Below are 17,796 nucleotides of genomic sequence, written 5' to 3'. Positions count from 1 at the left end.
GATGCCGCGCATCCCGCCTCCGCCGAGGGTCGCCGCCGAGCCGATCTCGCCGTGGCGGCTGCGGTGGCGCCTGATGCTCCGCCGGCCGATCGTGATCCTGGGCGGCCTGATCCTCATCGGGCTGTTCCTGACGGCCGCGCTGGCCCCGATGCTGGCGCCGGCCAACCCGCAGAGGATGGAGATCGCCGACCGCCTCAGGCCTCCTTCGGCCGTTCACCCCCTGGGTACCGATGACTTCGGGCGGGACGTCTTCAGCCGGGTGCTCTACGGCATACGCCTGTCGCTGGCCATCGGCACCGCCGTGGTGGTCATCAGCACCGCGATCGGGCTTCCGGTAGGCCTGGCCGCCGGCTACATGCCGCGGCTGGACAACCTGCTGATGCGCCTCATGGACGCGCTGATGGCGTTTCCGGCCGTGATCCTGGCCATCGCCTTGATGGCGGCCCTGGGTCCGAGCGCCGTCAACGTGGCGGTAGCGTTGGGGATTGTCTACTCTCCCCGCATGGCCAGAATCATCCGCGGTAGCGTCCTGGTTGTCCGCGAGTTCGAGTACGTGACCGCGGCGCGCTCGCTGGGGCTCTCAGACGCCATGATCATGGCGCGCCACGTGCTGCCCAACTGTATGTCACCGGCGATCGTCCAGGGCACGTTCATCTTCGCCTACGCGGTGCTGGGGGAGGCTCTGCTGAGCTTCCTGGGCGCGGGCGTGCCGCCGCACATTCCAAGTCTCGGCACCATCCTCAGCGGCGGCCGTGTATACATGGGCCAGGCGCCGTGGATCACCGTCTTTCCCGGCCTGGCGATCATGCTTCTGGTCATCGGGCTGAACCTATTTGGCGACGGCCTGCGGGACGCATTCGATCCTCGGCTCCTGCGGGGCGGGACCGCCTGAACTCCTTTCCGCCAGGCACCTACAGGCTCCTCGCCAGCCACCCCGTCCGAAATCCCGAAGCGGCCGGCGCGTGGCCGAGGTACTTGCCGTGGCCTGTGACACTGAGTAATATTACTCAGGACGTTGAGTAATTCGCGAGGGCCGCATGTTCACGAGACCACATGGTGCAGTGCTTGCCAGGCGTCTCCGGGAACCGCGCCGGTTCCTGCAGGTCGTCGCCGGTCCGCGGCAGGTGGGCAAGACCACGCTCGTACGGCAGGTGCTCGACGCGTCCGGGTTCGCGGTGACCTACGCGTCCGCCGACGAGCCGACCCTGCGCGGGCGCGATTGGATCGAACAGCAGTGGGATGCCGCACGGCTCGCGGCCCACGACGCCGGCAAGCGGGGTGCGGTACTCGCCCTGGACGAGATCCAGAAGATCCCCGCGTGGTCCGAGACGGTCAAACGCCTGTGGGACGAAGACACGGCGAGACGCCTCCTGCTCAAGGTGGTGCTCCTCGGCTCGGCGCCGCTTCTCATTCAGCGCGGACTCGGTGAGAGCCTCGCCGGGCGCTTCGAGGTGGTGCACCTTCCGCACTGGTCATTTCCCGAGATGCGCGAGGCGTTCGGCCTGTCCCTCGAACAGTTCCTCTTCTACGGCGGGTATCCGGGCGCGGCGCCGCTCGCGACCGAACCGAGACGCTGGGCCCGCTACATCAAGGACGCGCTCATCGAGACGACCCTCTCACGCGATGTGCTGCTGCTCACCCGTGTGGATAAGCCGGCGCTCCTGCGGCGCCTGTTTGAGCTTGCATGTGGCTACTCCGGACAGGTGCTTTCCTATCAGAAGATGCTGGGCCAGCTTCAGGATGCCGGCAACACCACCACCCTGGCGCATTACCTCGAACTCCTCACGGGGGCCGGGATGGTGACGGGCCTGCAGAAGTTCGCGGGCGATCAGGCGCGGCAGCGCGGCTCGAGCCCGAAGCTGCAGGTGCTGAACACCGCCCTGATGACCTCCCAGGCGGGCCTCACCCTCAAGGAAGCGCGGGCCGATCTCGGGTTCTGGGGGCGGCTGACGGAATCGGCCGTCGGCGCGCATCTGGCCAACGCCGCGGCTTCCGGCGCCTGCCAACTGCATTACTGGCGCGACCGTAACCGGGAGGTGGATTTCGTGGTGGAAGCGGGCCGCAGCCTCACCGCCATCGAGGTGAAGAGCGCGCGGCGCCGCGACGCGCTCAGAGGCATGGACGCCTTCTCCGTCGCGTTTCGCCCGAACCGGAAGCTCCTCGTGGGCGGCGACGGCATCGCGATCGAGGACTTCCTCGCCAAGCCCGTGGAGCACTGGGTGCGAGGATGAGCGCTCTGTGAGGCAACCACGTGCCGCGGGCCAGGAGCGCAGAACCTACCGCGCATTGCCCGGCGCCTGGCAGCCGTGCTATACTCCCTCTCAATCTCATAGGCCGAGGACCGGGAAGAGTAGCCGCTAACGTTGGTTCCCAGACGGGCACCGGCGGCGCCGCCAGGGATCTTCAGGAGAGAGCCGCGAACAGGTGAAAGCGCGGCACTGCGGGGCGGTGAATGGGCCCGGGAGGCATGAAGCGAAGGCGTGGAGTGGGTTCGGCTCCAAGCCGGCCCGCTCGCAGTAGCTTCATCGGTCGCTCCACCGAGACCGGAGCGCAAGTGCCGTGCCGCCGCGCATGCAGGGTTGGGTTTCGATCCACACCGCCGGCGGCGCGGAACCTGGGTGGCACCGCGGGAGAACGCCTCTCGTCCCTTTTGGGCGAGGGGTGTTTGTGTTAGAGCGGGGGTTGTTCGTGGCCGGGCGGGATTCGCGATCGCGGAGGCGATGAAATGATCGTTGTCATGGAGGCAGGCGCAAACGAGCGCCAGGTGCAGGCTGTGGTCGAGCGGATCCGCGGCGCTGGCCTGAACACCCACATCTCGGTCGGCGTGTCGCGCACGGTGATCGGCGTGGTCGGCGACGACCGCACCAAGGAGATCCTGCGCGAGTCGCTCGAGGTGGCCCCGGGCGTCGAGCGCGTCGTGGCGATCCTCCAGCCCTACAAGCTGGTGAGCCGTGAGTTCATCCCCCAGGACACCGTCGTGATCGCGGGGGACCAATCGATCGGCGGCGCCCGCGTGGCCGTGATCGCAGGCCCGTGCTCAGTGGAGAGCCGCGAGCAGATCCTGGCCGCGGCCGACGGTGTCAAGGCGGCGGGCGCCACGCACCTTAGGGGAGGCGCGTTCAAGCCCAGGACCTCGCCGTACTCGTTCCAGGGGCTGGAGGAGGAGGGGCTGCGCCTGCTCAGCGAGGCCCGCGAGCGCACCGGCCTGCCTGTTGTGACCGAGGCGATGGACGCCGCGCAGCTCGAGCTCGTCGTGCGCTACGCCGATATGATCCAGATCGGCGCGCGGAACATGCAGAACTACACCCTGCTGCGTGAGGCCGGGCGCGCACGGCTGCCGGTGCTGCTCAAGCGCGGCGTGAGCGCGACGATCGAAGAGCTGCTGATGGCCGCCGAGTATATCCTCAGCGAAGGGAACTACCAGGTTGTGCTGTGCGAGCGCGGCATCCGGGGGTTCAACGGGAACACCCGCTACACCCTCGACCTTTCGGCGATCCCCGTGCTCAAGCAGTTGACGCACCTGCCGGTCCTCGTGGACCCGAGCCACGGGACCGGAAAGTGGCGCTACGTCGCGCCTATGGCGCGGGCCGCGGTCGCCGCCGGCGCGGACGGCCTGATGGTCGAGGTGCACCCTGATCCTGCCAACGCGCTCAGCGACGGACCGCAGTCGCTGAATCTAGACAACTTCGCCGGCCTGATGGCATCGCTGCGGCTGATCGCCGACGCCGTGGGACGGGAGATCTAGGCATGGACGGTCCGGCCGGGACGCCCGGGTCATTTCCCCGCACCGCGGCCGTCGTTGGCCTGGGGGTGATCGGCGGGTCGCTGGCCCTGCGCCTGCGGGCGGTCGGGGTCCGCGTGCTCGGCGTAGACGTGGATCCCGGCGCGCTCGAGCTGGCAGCAGATCGTGGCGCGATTGATGCCGGCAGCGCTGATCTCGGTTGTGTGGCCGAGGCCGATCTCGTCATCGTTGCGACGCCGCTGGAGCGGGTGGTGGCAACAGCGATTGCCGCCTCCCGGTGGATGCGCCATGGCGCGGTGCTCACTGACGTCGGGAGCGTAAAGGCACCGATCGTCGCGGCCGTGGATGCGGTGCTGGCGGGTGGCATTCGGTTCGTGGGCGGGCACCCCATGGCAGGGAACGAGGGACAGGGGATGGCCTCGGCAAGTGCCGAACTGCTTGACGGGCGCCCGTTCGTCCTGACGCCCACGGCGCTCACGGCGCCCGAGGCGGTCGCGGCGATGCAGGGGGCCGTTATGCGCCTCGGCATGCATCCGGTGATACTCGATCCGGTGGCGCACGACGAGATGGTGGCACAGGTGAGCCACCTGCCGTATCTTGTCAGCATGGCGCTTGATCGGACGGTCGCCGCGGACGCTCGCGCGATCGGTGGTCCTGCGCACGAGGAGATGACGCGGATAGCACGCAGCCCCGCGGAGATGTGGGCCGCGATCTGCCGGGCCAACCGCGACGCGATCCTAAGAGCGCTGACGCGCTACGAGGCCGAGCTGGCGCGGCTGCGCAGGAGCGTCGAGGACGGGACGCCGGAAGAAGGTCTCCTCGGCGGGGGGGAGGCACGGGACACGATGGGAGGACGACGATGAAGAAGGGACGGCTGCTGACCGGGGATCGTCCCACAGGGAAACTCCACCTGGGACACTACGTCGGCACGCTCGCCAACCGCGTCCGGCTGCAGGACGAGTACGACTGCTTCTTCCTGCTAGCGGACTACCACATCCTGACCACCCGGCTGGACCACCTGGAGGAGATCGAGGAGAACATCCGCGAGATCGTGCTGGACTACCTGAGTGTGGGGATTGATCCAGAGCGATCCACGATCGTCCTTCAATCGGCGGTCCCGCAGATTCCTGAGCTGCAGTTGATCCTGTCGATGCTGGTGGCCGTGCCGCGGCTGCAGCGGGTTCCGACGCTGAAGGAGCAGATGCGCGATCTTCACATCAAGCAGCCCTCCGCGGGGCTGCTCGGATATCCGGTGCTGCAGGCGGCGGACATCCTGAGCGTGCGCGGCGAGATCGTCCCGGTGGGCAGGGACCAGGCCTCGCACCTGGAGCTCACCCGCGAGATCGCGCGGCGGTTCAACGAGCTGTTCGCGCCGGTGTTCCCCGAACCCGAGACCCTCATCGGTGAGGTCGGCACGCTGCCAGGTACCGACGGCACGGCCAAGATGAGCAAGTCCCTGGGCAACGTTATCTACCTCTCGGACGACGCCGATACCGTGACGCAGCGCGTGATGCGCATGTACACCGATCCAAAGCGTATCCACCCGACCGATCCGGGCACAGTCGAGGGCAATCCGGTGTTCACCTACCACGAGGCGTTCAACGCGGACCAGGCCGAGGTGGAGGACCTTAAGGAGCGCTATCGTGCCGGCCGGGTCGGCGACGTTGAGGTGAAGAGGCGGCTGGCCCGCGCGTTGAATGCCTTTCTCGACCCGATCCGCGAGAGGCGCGCCGGGTTCGCGGCGCGGGCCGGGCACGTCGAGGAGATTGTCACCGATGGCAGCCGGCGGGCGCGCGAGATCGCGGGCGAGACGCTCGCGCGCGCCCGCGAAGCGATGAAGCTGGCGTACTATCGCTGAGGAAGGCCGCGCGCCCGACCTCCATGGGAGTGTTCACGCCGCGCCCGCACCGTGATGGACCCACCGCGGTCTATCTGCGGACGCTCTGTTTCGTCTTCCACGGAGACGACGTGCTCCTGATCCACCGACAGCACGAGCCCGACGCCGGCTTCTGGAACGCCATCGGAGGCAAGATAGACCGCGGCGAAGACCCTCTCGATGCCGCGCGGCGGGAGTTGATGGAGGAAGCGGGCATTGAGCCGCCCCTCGAGTTCCGCGGTGTGGCCACCGCCGTCGTGCGCGCCACAGGTGAGTACTGGACGATCTTCCTTTTCTCCGCGCGCGTGGAGAACCGGGCCGTCGCGGCCTCCCACGAAGGCCCGTTGCGGTGGGTCTCGCCCGACGGGCTGACGGCTCTGCCGATCTTCCCCGACATCCCGCTCCTGCTGCCCTATGTCAGGGAGCCGCACCGACCGGCAGTGATCGCCAAGTTCGTCTATGCGACCACGGACCCAGGCTCGCTGGAATCCGCGGACATAAGGTGATACGGGCATGGGCGTGGACGAACAGATCCTGGTAGTCCCGCGGGCAGACCTCTTCTGGAACGGGCCGTTCCGCGGTGTCTCCTCCGTCGGGCTGGACGAGTACCTGGCGCGCATCCGGCAGTTCGGTCTCTTCCGGCGCCGCGGTGACGTTGAAGGCGATCCCTCGCTCAAGCAGATCATCCCCTACCTCGTGGTTCAGAGCAGCGGCCGCTACATGCTCTTTCGGCGCACGCAGGCCGGAGGCGAGGGCCGGCTGCACGGACTCTACTCGGTGGGCGTGGGTGGGCACGTCGCGCGCGCCGACGTGGGCGGCGCGGAGGACGACATGGGCGGCGAGTACGACGTAGTGGCCGCGGGCCTGCGCCGCGAGCTCGACGAAGAGTTGATCGTTGACGGCCCGTGGACTGCCCGGCTGGCCGGCGTCCTCAACGACGACGAGAACGCGGTCGGTCAGGTGCACTTTGGGCTCGTGCACGTCGTGGACGTACCGTCGGGCCGCGTGGCGATCCGGGAGACAGACCGCCTCACCGGCCGGCTGGCCGGCATCGGTGAGGTGCGGGCAGTCTACGCCCAGATGGAGACGTGGTCGCAGCTCGTGCTGGACGCGGGCATCCTCGAGGATTAGTGGGTGGCAAGCCGCGCCGTGCTCATCCCGGTTGAGCCGCCCTATGATCTGTCCCGCACCCTGTCGTGCGGCCAGTGCTTTCGCTGGGCGGCGCCCGCGGATGGTGCCGCTACCACATGGCGGGGCATCGTTGCCGGGACGGTGGTTGTGGTCGCGCAGGGGCCCGACGGCCTCGTGGTCAGGTGGGACGGCCCTCCCACATCCCTGGCTCATCGGCGCGCCTCTCCGGCATGCCTGTGCCGACACCTGGGAGCGGACGAGCCGCTCGCGGAGATCGAGGCATCTCTCGCCCGCGACCCCGTGCTTCTGCGTCAGCTACCACGCACTTCGGGGATCGCGATCATGCGCCAGGATCCGTGGGAATGCCTGGTATCCTATGTCATCTCCGCATTCAACAACATCCCGAAGATCAGCCTCAGCATCGAGCGGATGGCACGGCGGTTTGGCGAGCCGATCGTGGGCGAGGACGATACAGGAAGCGGCGAGTTGATTGGTGCCACTACCGGTGGAGGATCCGGCGGGAGAAGCCGCGCCGCCGGCTGGACGTTCCCATCGGCTGAGCGGCTGGCCGCAGCCAGCCCCGCAGCGCTACGCGCGTGTGCCCTTGGCTACCGCGCCCGGTACGTGCGGGACCTGGCGCGGATGGTCGCGAACCGTGAGATCAACCTGCCGCGGATCGCAACCATGCACTTCGATGACGCACGCGCCGCGCTGCTGGATCTGCCAGGCGTCGGCGAGAAGGTCGCCGACTGCGTGTTGCTCTTCGCATTCGGCCGTGGCGAGGCGTTCCCGGTGGATGTCTGGGTGGCGCGTGCAGTGGAGCGCTGGTACTTCAGCGGTCGGCCGGTGACCCCGCGCGCGATTCGTGGATGGGCCAGGGATCGCTTCGGCCCGCTGGCGGGCTACGCGCAGCAGCACCTGTTCGTGGGCGCGCGCCTCCTGTAGCTGGGGTATGGTGCAGTGCGACCGGTTTCTGTCAGACGCAGAGGGGAGAGACCCTGATGACCGGCGGGCAGCTGCTCAAATGCGTAGCCGGTTCTTTGCTCGTGGTGTTCCTGTCATCGGCATGCGCGCCACGGAGCGCCCCGTCTGGGGCCGTTGCTTCCACGCCGACACCGGCGCAGGCCCAGTTTCCGGACCCTTTCCTGTACTGCGCGGCGGTCGGCACCATTGATGCGCCAGATGCACGGTATGTTGGCCCTGCGGTGCCCGGGCCAGTCATCAAGGGCCTGAGGAAACTGGCCGGGATCGCGGACGATGCGCCGGACGATGTGGTTGCGGCAGGGACCGTGTGGCGGTGTAAGGACGGCCACGTTTGGGCCTGTTTCGTGGGCGCCAATCTGCCGTGCTCGAAGGCGAACACCAGTGCCACCCCACAATCCGAGATGATCGTCTTCTGTAAGAAGGCCCCGACGGCTCGCAGCATTCCGGCGGCCGTTACCGGCCATGAAACGATCTATGACTGGCGTTGCGTGGACGGCACGCCCAGGGTGGTCGGACAGCGCTTCACCACGGACGCACAAGGGTTTGTGTCGGATTTCTGGTATGAACTGCCAGCGCCCGGAGTTGTCGTGTCTGCGTCTCGCGGCCAGCCCCGGCCAACCGTGACAGAGCTGACCGCCAGGGATTCCGGATCAGCTGTAACATTGCGTGTGGGCGATGCCCTTCGTGTCGCGCTCGAAGGCAACCCTACCACGGGCTACACGTGGGGGCTTGCGCCAGGAGCAGGGACGCTGCTGCAGCAGGAGGGAGACCCGGAGTTCGAACCCTACACCCGCGCAACAGGGTCCGGCGGCACATTCACGCTCAGGTTCAAGGCAATCCGGCAGGGGAAGGAACGGTTGAAGCTGATCTATCACCGAACCTTCGAACCGAACGTGCCGCCACTCAAGACCTTCGAGGTCAGGCTCGCCGTAAGGAGGTAGCCTAACTCCTTGACATGTTTGCCCCGTAGGGGGGCCGGGCAAGAAACGCGTTTGAGCGGGCGGCCGGGCGAACAGATGGCCAACGAGATCATCTCGTACCTGGACATGTGTCGCCGCGAGGGAGTCAGCCTCCAGCGGGGTATGAACTTCGGCCTAGGGAGCAATCACTCCGTGATTCTCATGTCGGTTCGCCCCAACGCACCCTATGAGGACGAGCTTCAGGACAGCGGCACGGTCCTGATCTATGAAGGTCACGACGTGCCGCGGGCGGTCGGCGTCCCCGACCCCAAGCGCGTTGACCAACCCGAGTTCTCAGCGAATGGGTCACTTACTCAGCTGGTCGACTCGTGGCGCCAGGCAGGCAACATCTGTGTCCTGGTGGCGGGAGAGGGGAGAACTGAACGTCCGTGGGTCAACCTTCAAGGTGTACCGAGAAGGGCCGATGATGGGCGATTTCGTCCTTGAATCCGGCGGGGCGGTCCTGGCGCGCGCAGAGAAGCCCAGCGCGTTCCGGCGCTCCTTCGTGATTGAGCACGAAGGCAGGCGGTACACACTCCGGTCGAGGTCTGCGTTCCTGCGGGCGTTTGTGCTTCTCGATGGTTCCGCGGAGGTCGGGTCAATTACCCCGGAGGGGATGCTCACCCGCCGCGCGGACGTCACCCTCCCGCTGGACCTGCCGCTCCCGGTGAGGGTCTTTATCATCTGGCTCGTGCTCATCCTGTGGAGGCGCGATGACGATTCCTCGGGCACGACGGGAGCCCCGCCGCCCCCGGTTTCCCTCGGCACCCTTTGATTGATGGGGGTTCAGAGGTGAGGCGAAGGGGGCGCGACTATGCGATGAGCACGATCAGCACGCCAAAGAGGGCCGCCATCACGACCTCGATCACCCCGACCCGTGTGATCACCAGCCGCCGTGGCCGCATCAACGCCCCGGCGACGGCCTTGACCGCGCCGGGGAGCAACGCGAGGCCCACTGCCCGGGGCCACCCCAGCAGCGGCGCCCACAGGAGCGCCACGAGCACGCCTGACGCCGCCGGCACCCAGGCCTTCCATCCCAGCAGCGCGCGGCGCGGCCCAGCGAGATCCGGCGGCCACTTCGGCTGCTCGCGCGCCTTCACCCGCACGTAGAAGACGGTCGCGCCGAAGTAAACCAGGTTGAGGGCGTAGAGCCCCCAGGCGGCGAGAGCCCAATGACCCGACGCCGCGTACCACGAGGCCGGCGCGGCCAGCGTCAGTCCTGCCACGCCCCAGAGTTCGCCGGTTACCGTCATCTCGGCCCTGCGGGAGACGAGCCAGAGGTGGACGGCCAGCAGCAGGGCAGCCAGGATCCCGATGGCCACCAGACCCGCGCGGCCGCGCGCCGCGAGCAACGCACCCAGCGTCAGCGCGGCCAGCAGGTAGCCGGCGGCCCAGCGGAGCCACCGCGCCCGCTCGGGATGTGCGGGCTGCCGCGCCAGGAGCATCAGCGGCCACCGGCCCAGGTAGACCGCCCACGCCGCCGCGAAGAACGGCCACCACAGGGGATCAAACGACGGCGCTGTGATTGCGCCGGTGACCAGCGGGACGCCCAGCATCATCCAGCCGCCGTGCTCGCGAGGGACGACCGGGTTGAACTTAGGGATCGCCGGCTACCTCGATCGGGATCTGGCCTGGGGCGGTGATCTCTCCAATACGCGCGATGGTCTCCACGCCGCGCGTGCGGAGCGCGTCCTCGAGCGCGTCCGTCCGCTCCGGCGCGCTCGCGATCAGCAGCCCGCCTGAGGTCTGCGCGTCGGCCAGGAGGATCCGCGTCACCTCGTCCACCCCGTCCGCCCAGCGCACCTTGTCCTCCAGCCACTCGAGGTTCCGCGTGGTCCCTCCTGCTACGGCCCCCTGCCCGGCCAGAGACCGGGCGCCATCCAGGACCGGCACAGCCGCCGCCCTGATGCGCGCGCCGGCGCCGCTGGCCTCCACCATCTCGTAGAGGTGCCCGAGCAGTCCGAAACCGGTGACATCAGTGCAGGCATGTGCACCGGCCTTCAGCATCGCCTCGGAGGCGTCGCGGTTGAGGGCCGTCATGACGCGCACCGCTTCTGCCGCGACCTCCGGCGCGGTCTTCTCCTGCTTGATGCCGGTGGTAATGACGCCCAGGCCGAGCGGCTTCGTGAGGTAGAGCACGTCGCCCGGCCGCGCGCCCGCGTTGGAGACGAATCTCGCCGGGTGCACCAGCCCGGTGACCGCCAGCCCGTACTTGGGCTCGGGGTCGTCAATGGTGTGCCCGCCGACGATCAGCACGCCTGCCTCCGCCGCCTTATCGGCGCCGCCGCGGAGCATCTCGGCCAGGATCTCCAGCGGCATCTTGCGGGGGAACGCAGCGATGTTGAGGGCCAGCAGCGGACGGCCTCCCTTGGCGTAGACGTCCGAGAAGGCGTTGGCAGCGGCAATGAGACCGTACTCGTACGGATCGTCCACAACCGGCGTGAAGACGTCCACCGTCAGCACGAGCGCGCTCTCGTCGCTCAGCCGGTAGACGGCCGCGTCGTCGCCGGTCCCGATCCCGAGCAACAGGTTCGGGTCGCTTGGTTTTGGAAGGTGGCGCAGCACGTGCGCCAGGTCGCCCGGTGAGAGCTTAGACGCTCAGCCGGCGCAGGCGACCAGCGACGTGAGCCGGATGCGCTCACGATCGGTCACAGCGTCACCCCCTTTCCGGGTCTTCCGGTATTATATCCTCAATGGGTACCTTCGAGGTTATCGAGCACACAGCCGACATAGGAATCATCGCGCGGGGCGCAACGTTGGTCGAGGTGTTCGAGGCCGCGGCCGAGGGCATGTTCTCGCTCATGGTAGACCCGGGCACCGTGGAGAACCGGGCATGGCTGGAGCGCGAGGTGGAGGCCGAAGACCATGAGGGGCTTCTGGTGGACTGGCTCAACAACCTGCTGGCGGTGGTTAACATCGAGGCCTTTGTGCCGGTCGCCTTCGTGGTTGAGCAGGTCAGCCCCAGCCGGCTGCGCGCAACCGTGCACGGGGAGCCGGTTGACCCGAACCGCCACCGCTTCCGCCGCGACATCAAGGCGGCGACCTATCACATGGTGGAGGTCAGGCAGGCCGACGTGGGCTGGACGGCGAGGGTGATCTTCGATGTGTAGGCACGCCCGAGCGCTTGCGGCCGTCTCCGCGATCCTGATGGTGGGCGCGGCGTTCTCAGGCGCCGCACCGTCGCAGGCCGGTCCCGGCGCCACCACGCAGGCCGCCGAGCAGCCCTTCCGCGGCGGAGTGCTGCGCATCGCCCACACCGGCGAGCCGCCCACCCTCGACCTCCACTGGACCACGGGCGGGCCCACGCAGGACGTGGCCATCCACATGTTCGAGGGGCTCTTTGCCCTCTCGGCACGGTACGAGGCGCGGCCTCTGCTCGTTGAGCGCTGGACCGTAACGCCGGACCGCCGCACCTACACCTTCGTGCTCCGTCGCGGCGTGCTCTTCCACCACGGCAGAGAGATGACCTCGGGCGACGTTGTCGCCTCCCTGCAGAGGTGGGGGCAGCTTGCCGCGCGCGGCCGCGAGCTGTTCCGCGACATCGAGCGGCTGACTGCACCCGACGCCTTCACCGTGATGATGCGCCTGCGCGAGTCCAACGGGCTCGTGCCCCTGGCGCTGGCCATCCCTAGCCAGGGGGCCGTGATCTACCCGCGCGAGGTGATAGAGGAGGCCGGGGCAGGCATCATCCGCCGCCTCATAGGCACCGGGCCGTACCGGTTCGTGGAGCACCTGCCCGACGTTCACATCCGGCTGGAGCGGTTCGATCGGTACCGCTCCCGCGAGGAGCCGCCCGACGGCCTGGCCGGCCGGCGCGAGCCCTTTCTCGACGCGCTGCTCTTCCTGCCTGTTCCCGATGCCTCGGTACGGATCGCCGGCGTGCTGCGGGGTGACTACCACTTCGCCCACTCGGTTCCCCACGATGAGTATCCCCGGCTCCAGGGCGCGCGCGGGGTCACGCTTCATCCGATCACCACGCCTGCGTGGGCGGGCTTCGTCCTCAACCACCGTAGCGGGTTGATGACAGACCGGGCGCTGCGCCGGGCTGTCGTCGCCGCGATTGACGAAGAGGCGGTCCTGCGCGGTACGTACGGCCCACGGCAGTTCTGGCGCGCCACGCCGTCCTTCTTCCCTCGCGAGCACCCCTTGTGGACCGAGGCCGGTGAGCCGGTCTACCGGCAGCGCGACCCATCCGGTGCGCGCCGGCTGTTGACCGAGGCCGGATACCGCGGCCAGCCGCTGCGCTGGATGGTCAGCAGCGAGATGCCGCACCACATGACCGCTGCCACGATTGCCAAGTCACAACTGGAGCAGGCCGGCTTCACGGTTGAGCTGCAGGTGATGGACTGGGCCACCCTGGTCTCCCGCCGTGCGCGGTCCGAGGGATGGGAGGTGTTCGCGACCACGTTCGCGTTCGTGCCCGATCCCGTCTTCCTGCTTCCGCTGCAGCCGTCGTGGCCCGGGTGGTATCAGGACCGCGAGATGGCGGCGCACCTGCGGCTGCTGGTGCGTCACACCAACCCCGCGGTGCGCGCCGCGATCTGGGCGCGCGCGCAGCAGCGATTCTACGATGAGGCCGTCGCGGTGCGGCTGGGTGACTGGTTTCCCCTGCTGCTTCACCGTGCCGAGCTGCGCGGCGTGGTCGGAGGTCCTGGGACGTTTCACTGGAACGAGTGGTTCAGCCGAACCCCCTAGCCAGAGCCAGCTGCTCCGGGTAGCACGGACGGATTCGTCACGAACATGGAATAGGCGAGCCGGAGGCCAGCGTTTAGGTGGAAGTTGGCACATCATGCGCCAGGCGGAAGGGGCTGAACCTCAATGAAGCCGAACATGGGAACCGCTGATAGGACCATCCGCATCATAGTCGCGATCTTGATCGGCATCCTGTACTTCACCGGGAAGATAAGCGGCACGCTCGCGATCGTGCTGGGTATTGTCGCCGTCATCTTCCTGCTGACGAGCTTCGTCGGCACGTGCCCGCTCTACATGCCATTTGGCATCTCGACCAGGAAGCAAGGATAGAGAACAGGGGGTTCAGACAATGGGTACAGTTCAACCGCGGATCGTGGTCGCAGGCGGAGGGTTCGCCGGGCTGGAGTCCGCCTTCTACCTGAGGATGCGCCTGGCCGAGCGGGCGAGGATCACCCTCATCTCCGATCAAGAGCAGTTCCTCTTCAAGCCGAACACGATCTACATTCCCTTCGGCCTCGACCCGGAGACCCTGAAGATTCCGCTTGCCAAGCCTACTCAGCGCAAGGGGATCACCTTCGTCAAGGGCGCGGTCAACGGGGTGGACTCCCAGGCCAAGACCGTCCAGGTTGACGGCCAGAAGCTTCCCTACGATTATCTTGTGGTGGCCACCGGCGCCGGTATGCGTCCCGATGAGATCCCCGGACTCCGCGAGTACGCGCAGACAGTCTGGACTCCCGAGGAGATGCTCCGGCTGCGGGGGTCGTTCGATGCGCTCCTGGCAGATGCCCGGGAGGGGCGGCGCAGGCAGGTGCTGTTCCTGATTCCACCCAACAACAAGTGCTCAGGCCCTCTCTATGAAATGGTCTTCATGCTCGACACGTGGCTGCGCCAGAAGGGAGCGCGCAGCGCTGTCGAGATTGCCTGGTCCACATTCGAGGCAAGGTACATCCAGGTCTTTGGCCCGCGCCTCAACGAGGTGGTGACGGGCGAGTTTGCCCGACGGGGCATCACCGGCCACACCCAGCATGTGGTCGAGCGGGTGGATCGCGGCGAGGTGGTGTACCGGAACGGACGTCGCCTCCCCTACGATCTCCTTGTCTCGTTCCCTCCATACATCGCAGCGACCCCCTTCGCAGGCCTGCCATCCGACGAACGGGGATTCCTCCAGACCGATCTGGGGACTCGCCAGGTGGTGGGACACCCCGACATCTATGCCGCAGGGGATGCCGGGGATTTCCCGGTCAAGCAGGCCTTTCTTGCCTTCCTCCAGGCCGACGCGGCCGCGGAGCACCTGGCCGCGCAGGTTCTGGGGACCGAGCCGGCGTTCGGGTTTCAGCCCGTCAGCATGTGCGTGATGGAGCAGTTCGACAAGGCCACCTTTGCACAGGTGCCACTGCGCCTGACCGGGAATCCTGCGCTGCCCGTTGAGGTACAACCCGACGCGATGGATCTCTACAGGGTCGGGTCATCGGCCCCCTGGCGGCTCGGCAAGAAACTCCTTGGGATCTATCTGCCGTGGCGATTTGGTGCAGGAGAGCCGTTCCATGCCGGCATGCCGTGGAAGGTAATGGATGTTGGCCTGAAGCTGATGTCGCGGGTGATGGCCTCCTAGGCCGGGCTGTCCCCGGCCGGGCTGTCGTAGGCCGGGCTTGTCGGGCCAGGGGTCTGATGCTACCATAACTGAAACACGCCTCAGATGGCGATGACGGAGACGAGTAGCCGCGGGTCCGCCTGGTCGAGAGAGCCGGCGATTGGTGTGAGCCGGTCGGGACCCCGGTCGAATCCACTCCTGAGCAGCGGGCAAACGCCGGCCTCCTGAAACGGAAGGCAGTGGCTGGGCCAAGCCCCCGGGTGCGCCCGGTACAGCGCAATGAGTGTCCGGGCGCTCCGATGCCCTGGAACCAGAGTGGCACCGCGGGAACCCGCCCCGTCTCTGACGAGACGGGGCGTTTCACTTCCAGGAGGTTGATCGTGCGGCAGTACCTGCTGATTCCCGGACCGACCCCGCTTCCCGACGAGGTGCTCGCGGCCTCTGCGACCCAGATGGCCGGCCACCGGACCCCTGAGTTCGCACGCCTGTTTGCCGAGACGCTGAAAGCAGTCGGGCGTGTCCTGATGACCCGCGGCACCATCTTGCCCTTTGCGGCCTCGGGCACCGGCGGGTTGGAGGCAACGATCGTCAATCTCTGCTCTCCAGGGGACACCGTGGTGGCGGTGTGCGGCGGCGCGTTCGGCGAGCGGTTCGCCGACATAGCCGAGGCCTTTGGCGTCAAGGTCAACCGGGTGGAGGTGCCCTGGGGGCAGGCCGCCGATCCCGAGGCGGTGCGCCGGGCGCTTCAGGAGACCCCGGACGCGCGGGCGGTTCTGGTGGCGCACAGCGAGACCTCAACAGGTGTGCGCAACGACCTGGCCGCAATCGCGTCGGCGGCGCGCGAGTTTCCGGCGCTGGTGGTTGCGGATGCGGTCAGCTCCGCGGGCGCGGTCGAGCTGCGCACCGACGAGTGGGGGGTTGATGTTGTAATCACCGCGTCCCAGAAGGCGCTCATGGCGCCGCCAGGGGTGGCCCTGATCAGCGTCTCGGATCGTGCCTGGGAGGCGGTGAAGGCCGCGCGGCTCCCCAGGTTCTACTGGTCGTTCGATAGGACACGGGCCGAACTGGGAGACATGGAAGCATTCACGCCGTTCACCCCGGCAATCAGCGTTGTGCGCGCGCTGCACGCCGGATTGCGGCTGGTCGAGGCAGAGGGCCTGGAGACGCGGTGGGCGCGACACCGCCGTACCGCGAGGGCCGTGCGGGCCGGGGTCCGCGCGCTGGGCCTGCGGGTAGTTCCCCGTGAGGAAGACGCCAGCGAGGCGGTCACCGCGGTGTGGGTGCCGGACGGCGTTGATTCGAAGGAGCTGCTCACCCGGCTGCGCACCAAGCACGGCGTTGTGCTCGCGGGTGGCCCTGGGCGGATGCGGGGGAAGATCTTCCGGTTTGGGCACCTGGGATGGGTGCAGGACGAGGCGGTGCTTGCCGGGTTGCTCGCGCTGGAGGCCGTACTACCGCAGGTTGGCGGACCTGCGGGCCGGGGCGCCGAGGCGGCGGCGGCCAAGATCCTGGCCACGGAGGGATAGCCATGCTGGATCTTAAGCAGATCCGAGAGAACCCCGAAAGGTTCAAGGACGGGCTGCGCAAGCGAGGCCGCGATCCCGGTCCTATTGACGCGGTGATAGAGGCCGACCTCAGCCGGCGCTCTCTCCTGCAGGAGATCGAGGCGCTGCGTGCCCGCCAGAACCGCGCGTCCGCCGAGATCCCGGGCCTCAAGGGGAAGGACCGGGATGCGCGTATCGCCGAGATGAAGGCCCTCTCGGCCCGCCTCAAGGAGCTGGAGCCACGCCTGGCCAGCGTCGAGTCCGATCTCGATGGCCTGATGCGTTCGCTACCCAACCATCCCGACGAAACCGTGCCCGAGGGGTCCGAGTCCTCGGCCAACGTGGTGGTACGCAAGTGGGGGACGCCGTCCGAGTTTGACTTCACCCCGCGCGACCACGTGGAGATCGGGACCAGTCTGGGCATACTCGACTTCGAGCGCGGATCCCGGGCTTCGGGGTCGCGGTTCTACTATATGCGCGGCGAGGGCGTCATGCTGGAGATGGCGCTGGCGCGTATGGCAATGGATCTGCTCACGGGAGAAGGCTTCACGCTGCTGGGGACGCCGATGCTCGTGCGTACCGGCGTGATCACAGGCGCGTGGGGCGGCGCGGCGCTGGACACCCAGCAGACCTACAAGGTCGAGGACGAAAACCTGGCGCTAATCGGAACCAGCGAGCAGCCGCTGGCGGCTTACCACATGGACGAAACGCTCGACGCCTCGGCGCTGCCGTTGCGGTATGGCGGCGTATCCTGGTGCTTCCGCCGCGAAGCCGGCTCCTACGGCCGCGACGTACGCGGGCTGTACCGCGTGCACCAGTTCTTCAAGATAGAGATGTTCTCGTACACCCATCCCGACCGGTCGTCCGAGGAGCACGAGTACCTGGTCGGGCTCGAGGAGCGCTTCGTGCAGGCGCTGGGTCTCCCCCACCGCGTAGTGTTGCTGTGCGGCGGCGACCTCGGGTTGGGGATGGCAAAGACCTATGACATCGAAACATGGATGCCGGGCCGCGGCGGGTACAGCGAAACGCACTCGTGCAGCAACGCGGGAAGCTTCCAGGCCCGCCGGCTGGGGACCAGATTCCGGGAAGGTCCGCGCGGCGGCACGGACTTCGTGCACACGCTGAACGGCACGCTGGTGGCCACCGGCCGCGCCATGATTGCTATTCTAGAGAACGGTCAACAGGCCGACGGCAGCGTGAAGCTACCCGAGGTGCTGGTGCCCTACATGGGATGGCGGACCGAGCTGCGTGGTGGATAGCTGCGGCCTCTGAAATTG

General features: G+C 67.7%; 18 protein-coding genes. 16 read left to right on the top strand and 2 right to left on the bottom strand.

Features of this window, described 5'->3' with window-relative positions; all coding sequences use genetic code 11:
- The first annotated feature begins 1 nt into the window (after position 1).
- From FJX73_05045 to FJX73_05000, 10 genes are all read left to right on the top strand, one after another.
- Positions 2–892, top strand: a complete 891-nt coding sequence (locus FJX73_05045; protein MBM3470144.1) for an ABC transporter permease — start codon at positions 2–4, stop codon at positions 890–892.
- A gap of 145 nt (positions 893–1,037) precedes the next feature.
- Complete coding sequence (locus FJX73_05040; protein MBM3470143.1) at positions 1,038–2,231, top strand: ATP-binding protein; 1,194 nt, start codon at positions 1,038–1,040, stop codon at positions 2,229–2,231.
- A gap of 494 nt (positions 2,232–2,725) precedes the next feature.
- Positions 2,726–3,745: a 3-deoxy-7-phosphoheptulonate synthase gene (gene aroF, locus FJX73_05035; GenBank protein MBM3470142.1), complete on the top strand. Its 1,020-nt coding sequence runs from the start codon at positions 2,726–2,728 to the stop codon at positions 3,743–3,745.
- A 2-nt stretch (positions 3,746–3,747) separates the two neighbouring features.
- Positions 3,748–4,605, top strand: a complete 858-nt coding sequence (locus tag FJX73_05030; protein MBM3470141.1) for a prephenate dehydrogenase/arogenate dehydrogenase family protein — start codon at positions 3,748–3,750, stop codon at positions 4,603–4,605.
- Positions 4,602–5,600 (top strand): tryptophan--tRNA ligase, encoded by a 999-nt coding sequence (gene trpS, locus FJX73_05025; protein ID MBM3470140.1) that lies wholly within the window; start codon positions 4,602–4,604, stop codon positions 5,598–5,600. Before FJX73_05030 ends, trpS begins: the two co-directional genes overlap by 4 nt.
- Before the next feature lie 23 nt (positions 5,601–5,623).
- Entirely contained in the window at positions 5,624–6,124 is a 501-nt protein-coding gene (locus FJX73_05020) for an NUDIX domain-containing protein (GenBank protein MBM3470139.1), read from the top strand.
- A 7-nt stretch (positions 6,125–6,131) separates the two neighbouring features.
- Positions 6,132–6,749, top strand: coding sequence for a hypothetical protein (locus tag FJX73_05015; GenBank protein ID MBM3470138.1), 618 nt, complete (start codon positions 6,132–6,134; stop codon positions 6,747–6,749).
- Positions 6,750–6,752: 3 nt separating this feature from the next.
- Positions 6,753–7,694, top strand: coding sequence for a hypothetical protein (locus FJX73_05010; protein ID MBM3470137.1), 942 nt, complete (start codon positions 6,753–6,755; stop codon positions 7,692–7,694).
- A complete protein-coding gene (locus tag FJX73_05005) occupies positions 7,619–8,674 on the top strand; it encodes a protease inhibitor I42 family protein (GenBank protein MBM3470136.1) in 1,056 nt (351 codons plus the stop codon). Before FJX73_05010 ends, FJX73_05005 begins: the two co-directional genes overlap by 76 nt.
- 445 nt (positions 8,675–9,119) lie before the next feature.
- Positions 9,120–9,467, top strand: a complete 348-nt coding sequence (locus FJX73_05000; protein ID MBM3470135.1) for a hypothetical protein — start codon at positions 9,120–9,122, stop codon at positions 9,465–9,467.
- A gap of 37 nt (positions 9,468–9,504) precedes the next feature.
- Here the strand turns inward: FJX73_05000 and FJX73_04995 are convergent, their stop codons facing one another.
- Positions 9,505–10,251 (bottom strand): hypothetical protein, encoded by a 747-nt coding sequence (locus tag FJX73_04995; GenBank protein MBM3470134.1) that lies wholly within the window; start codon positions 10,249–10,251, stop codon positions 9,505–9,507.
- A 37-nt stretch (positions 10,252–10,288) separates the two neighbouring features.
- The gene (gene selD / locus FJX73_04990; protein MBM3470133.1) at positions 10,289–11,344 is read right to left on the bottom strand and encodes a selenide, water dikinase SelD; all 1,056 of its coding nucleotides are present in this window, start codon (positions 11,342–11,344) and stop codon (positions 10,289–10,291) included.
- Between the two features lie 41 nt (positions 11,345–11,385).
- On the opposite strand from selD, the gene FJX73_04985 reads away from it, so the two are divergent.
- From FJX73_04985 to serS, 6 genes are all read left to right on the top strand, one after another.
- Positions 11,386–11,802, top strand: a complete 417-nt coding sequence (locus FJX73_04985) for an archease (GenBank protein ID MBM3470132.1) — start codon at positions 11,386–11,388, stop codon at positions 11,800–11,802.
- Positions 11,795–13,387, top strand: a complete 1,593-nt coding sequence (locus FJX73_04980) for an ABC transporter substrate-binding protein (protein ID MBM3470131.1) — start codon at positions 11,795–11,797, stop codon at positions 13,385–13,387. The genes FJX73_04985 and FJX73_04980 overlap by 8 nt, the downstream gene beginning before the upstream one ends.
- Positions 13,388–13,510: 123 nt before the next feature.
- Positions 13,511–13,714 (top strand): DUF2892 domain-containing protein, encoded by a 204-nt coding sequence (locus FJX73_04975; GenBank protein ID MBM3470130.1) that lies wholly within the window; start codon positions 13,511–13,513, stop codon positions 13,712–13,714.
- A 19-nt stretch (positions 13,715–13,733) separates the two neighbouring features.
- Positions 13,734–14,996 (top strand): NAD(P)/FAD-dependent oxidoreductase, encoded by a 1,263-nt coding sequence (locus FJX73_04970; GenBank protein ID MBM3470129.1) that lies wholly within the window; start codon positions 13,734–13,736, stop codon positions 14,994–14,996.
- Positions 14,997–15,274: 278 nt separating this feature from the next.
- Entirely contained in the window at positions 15,275–16,501 is a 1,227-nt protein-coding gene (locus FJX73_04965) for an alanine--glyoxylate aminotransferase family protein (GenBank protein MBM3470128.1), read from the top strand.
- Positions 16,375–17,778, top strand: coding sequence for a serine--tRNA ligase (gene serS, locus FJX73_04960; GenBank protein ID MBM3470127.1), 1,404 nt, complete (start codon positions 16,375–16,377; stop codon positions 17,776–17,778). The genes FJX73_04965 and serS overlap by 127 nt, the downstream gene beginning before the upstream one ends.
- Positions 17,779–17,796: the final 18 nt, after the last annotated feature.

Source organism: Armatimonadota bacterium, from assembly GCA_016869025.1.
Classification (GTDB): Bacteria; Sysuimicrobiota; Sysuimicrobiia; order Sysuimicrobiales; family Humicultoraceae; genus VGFA01.
The sequence above is the reverse complement of the archived record's forward strand: the minus strand, read 5'-3'. Positions and strand labels throughout refer to the sequence as shown.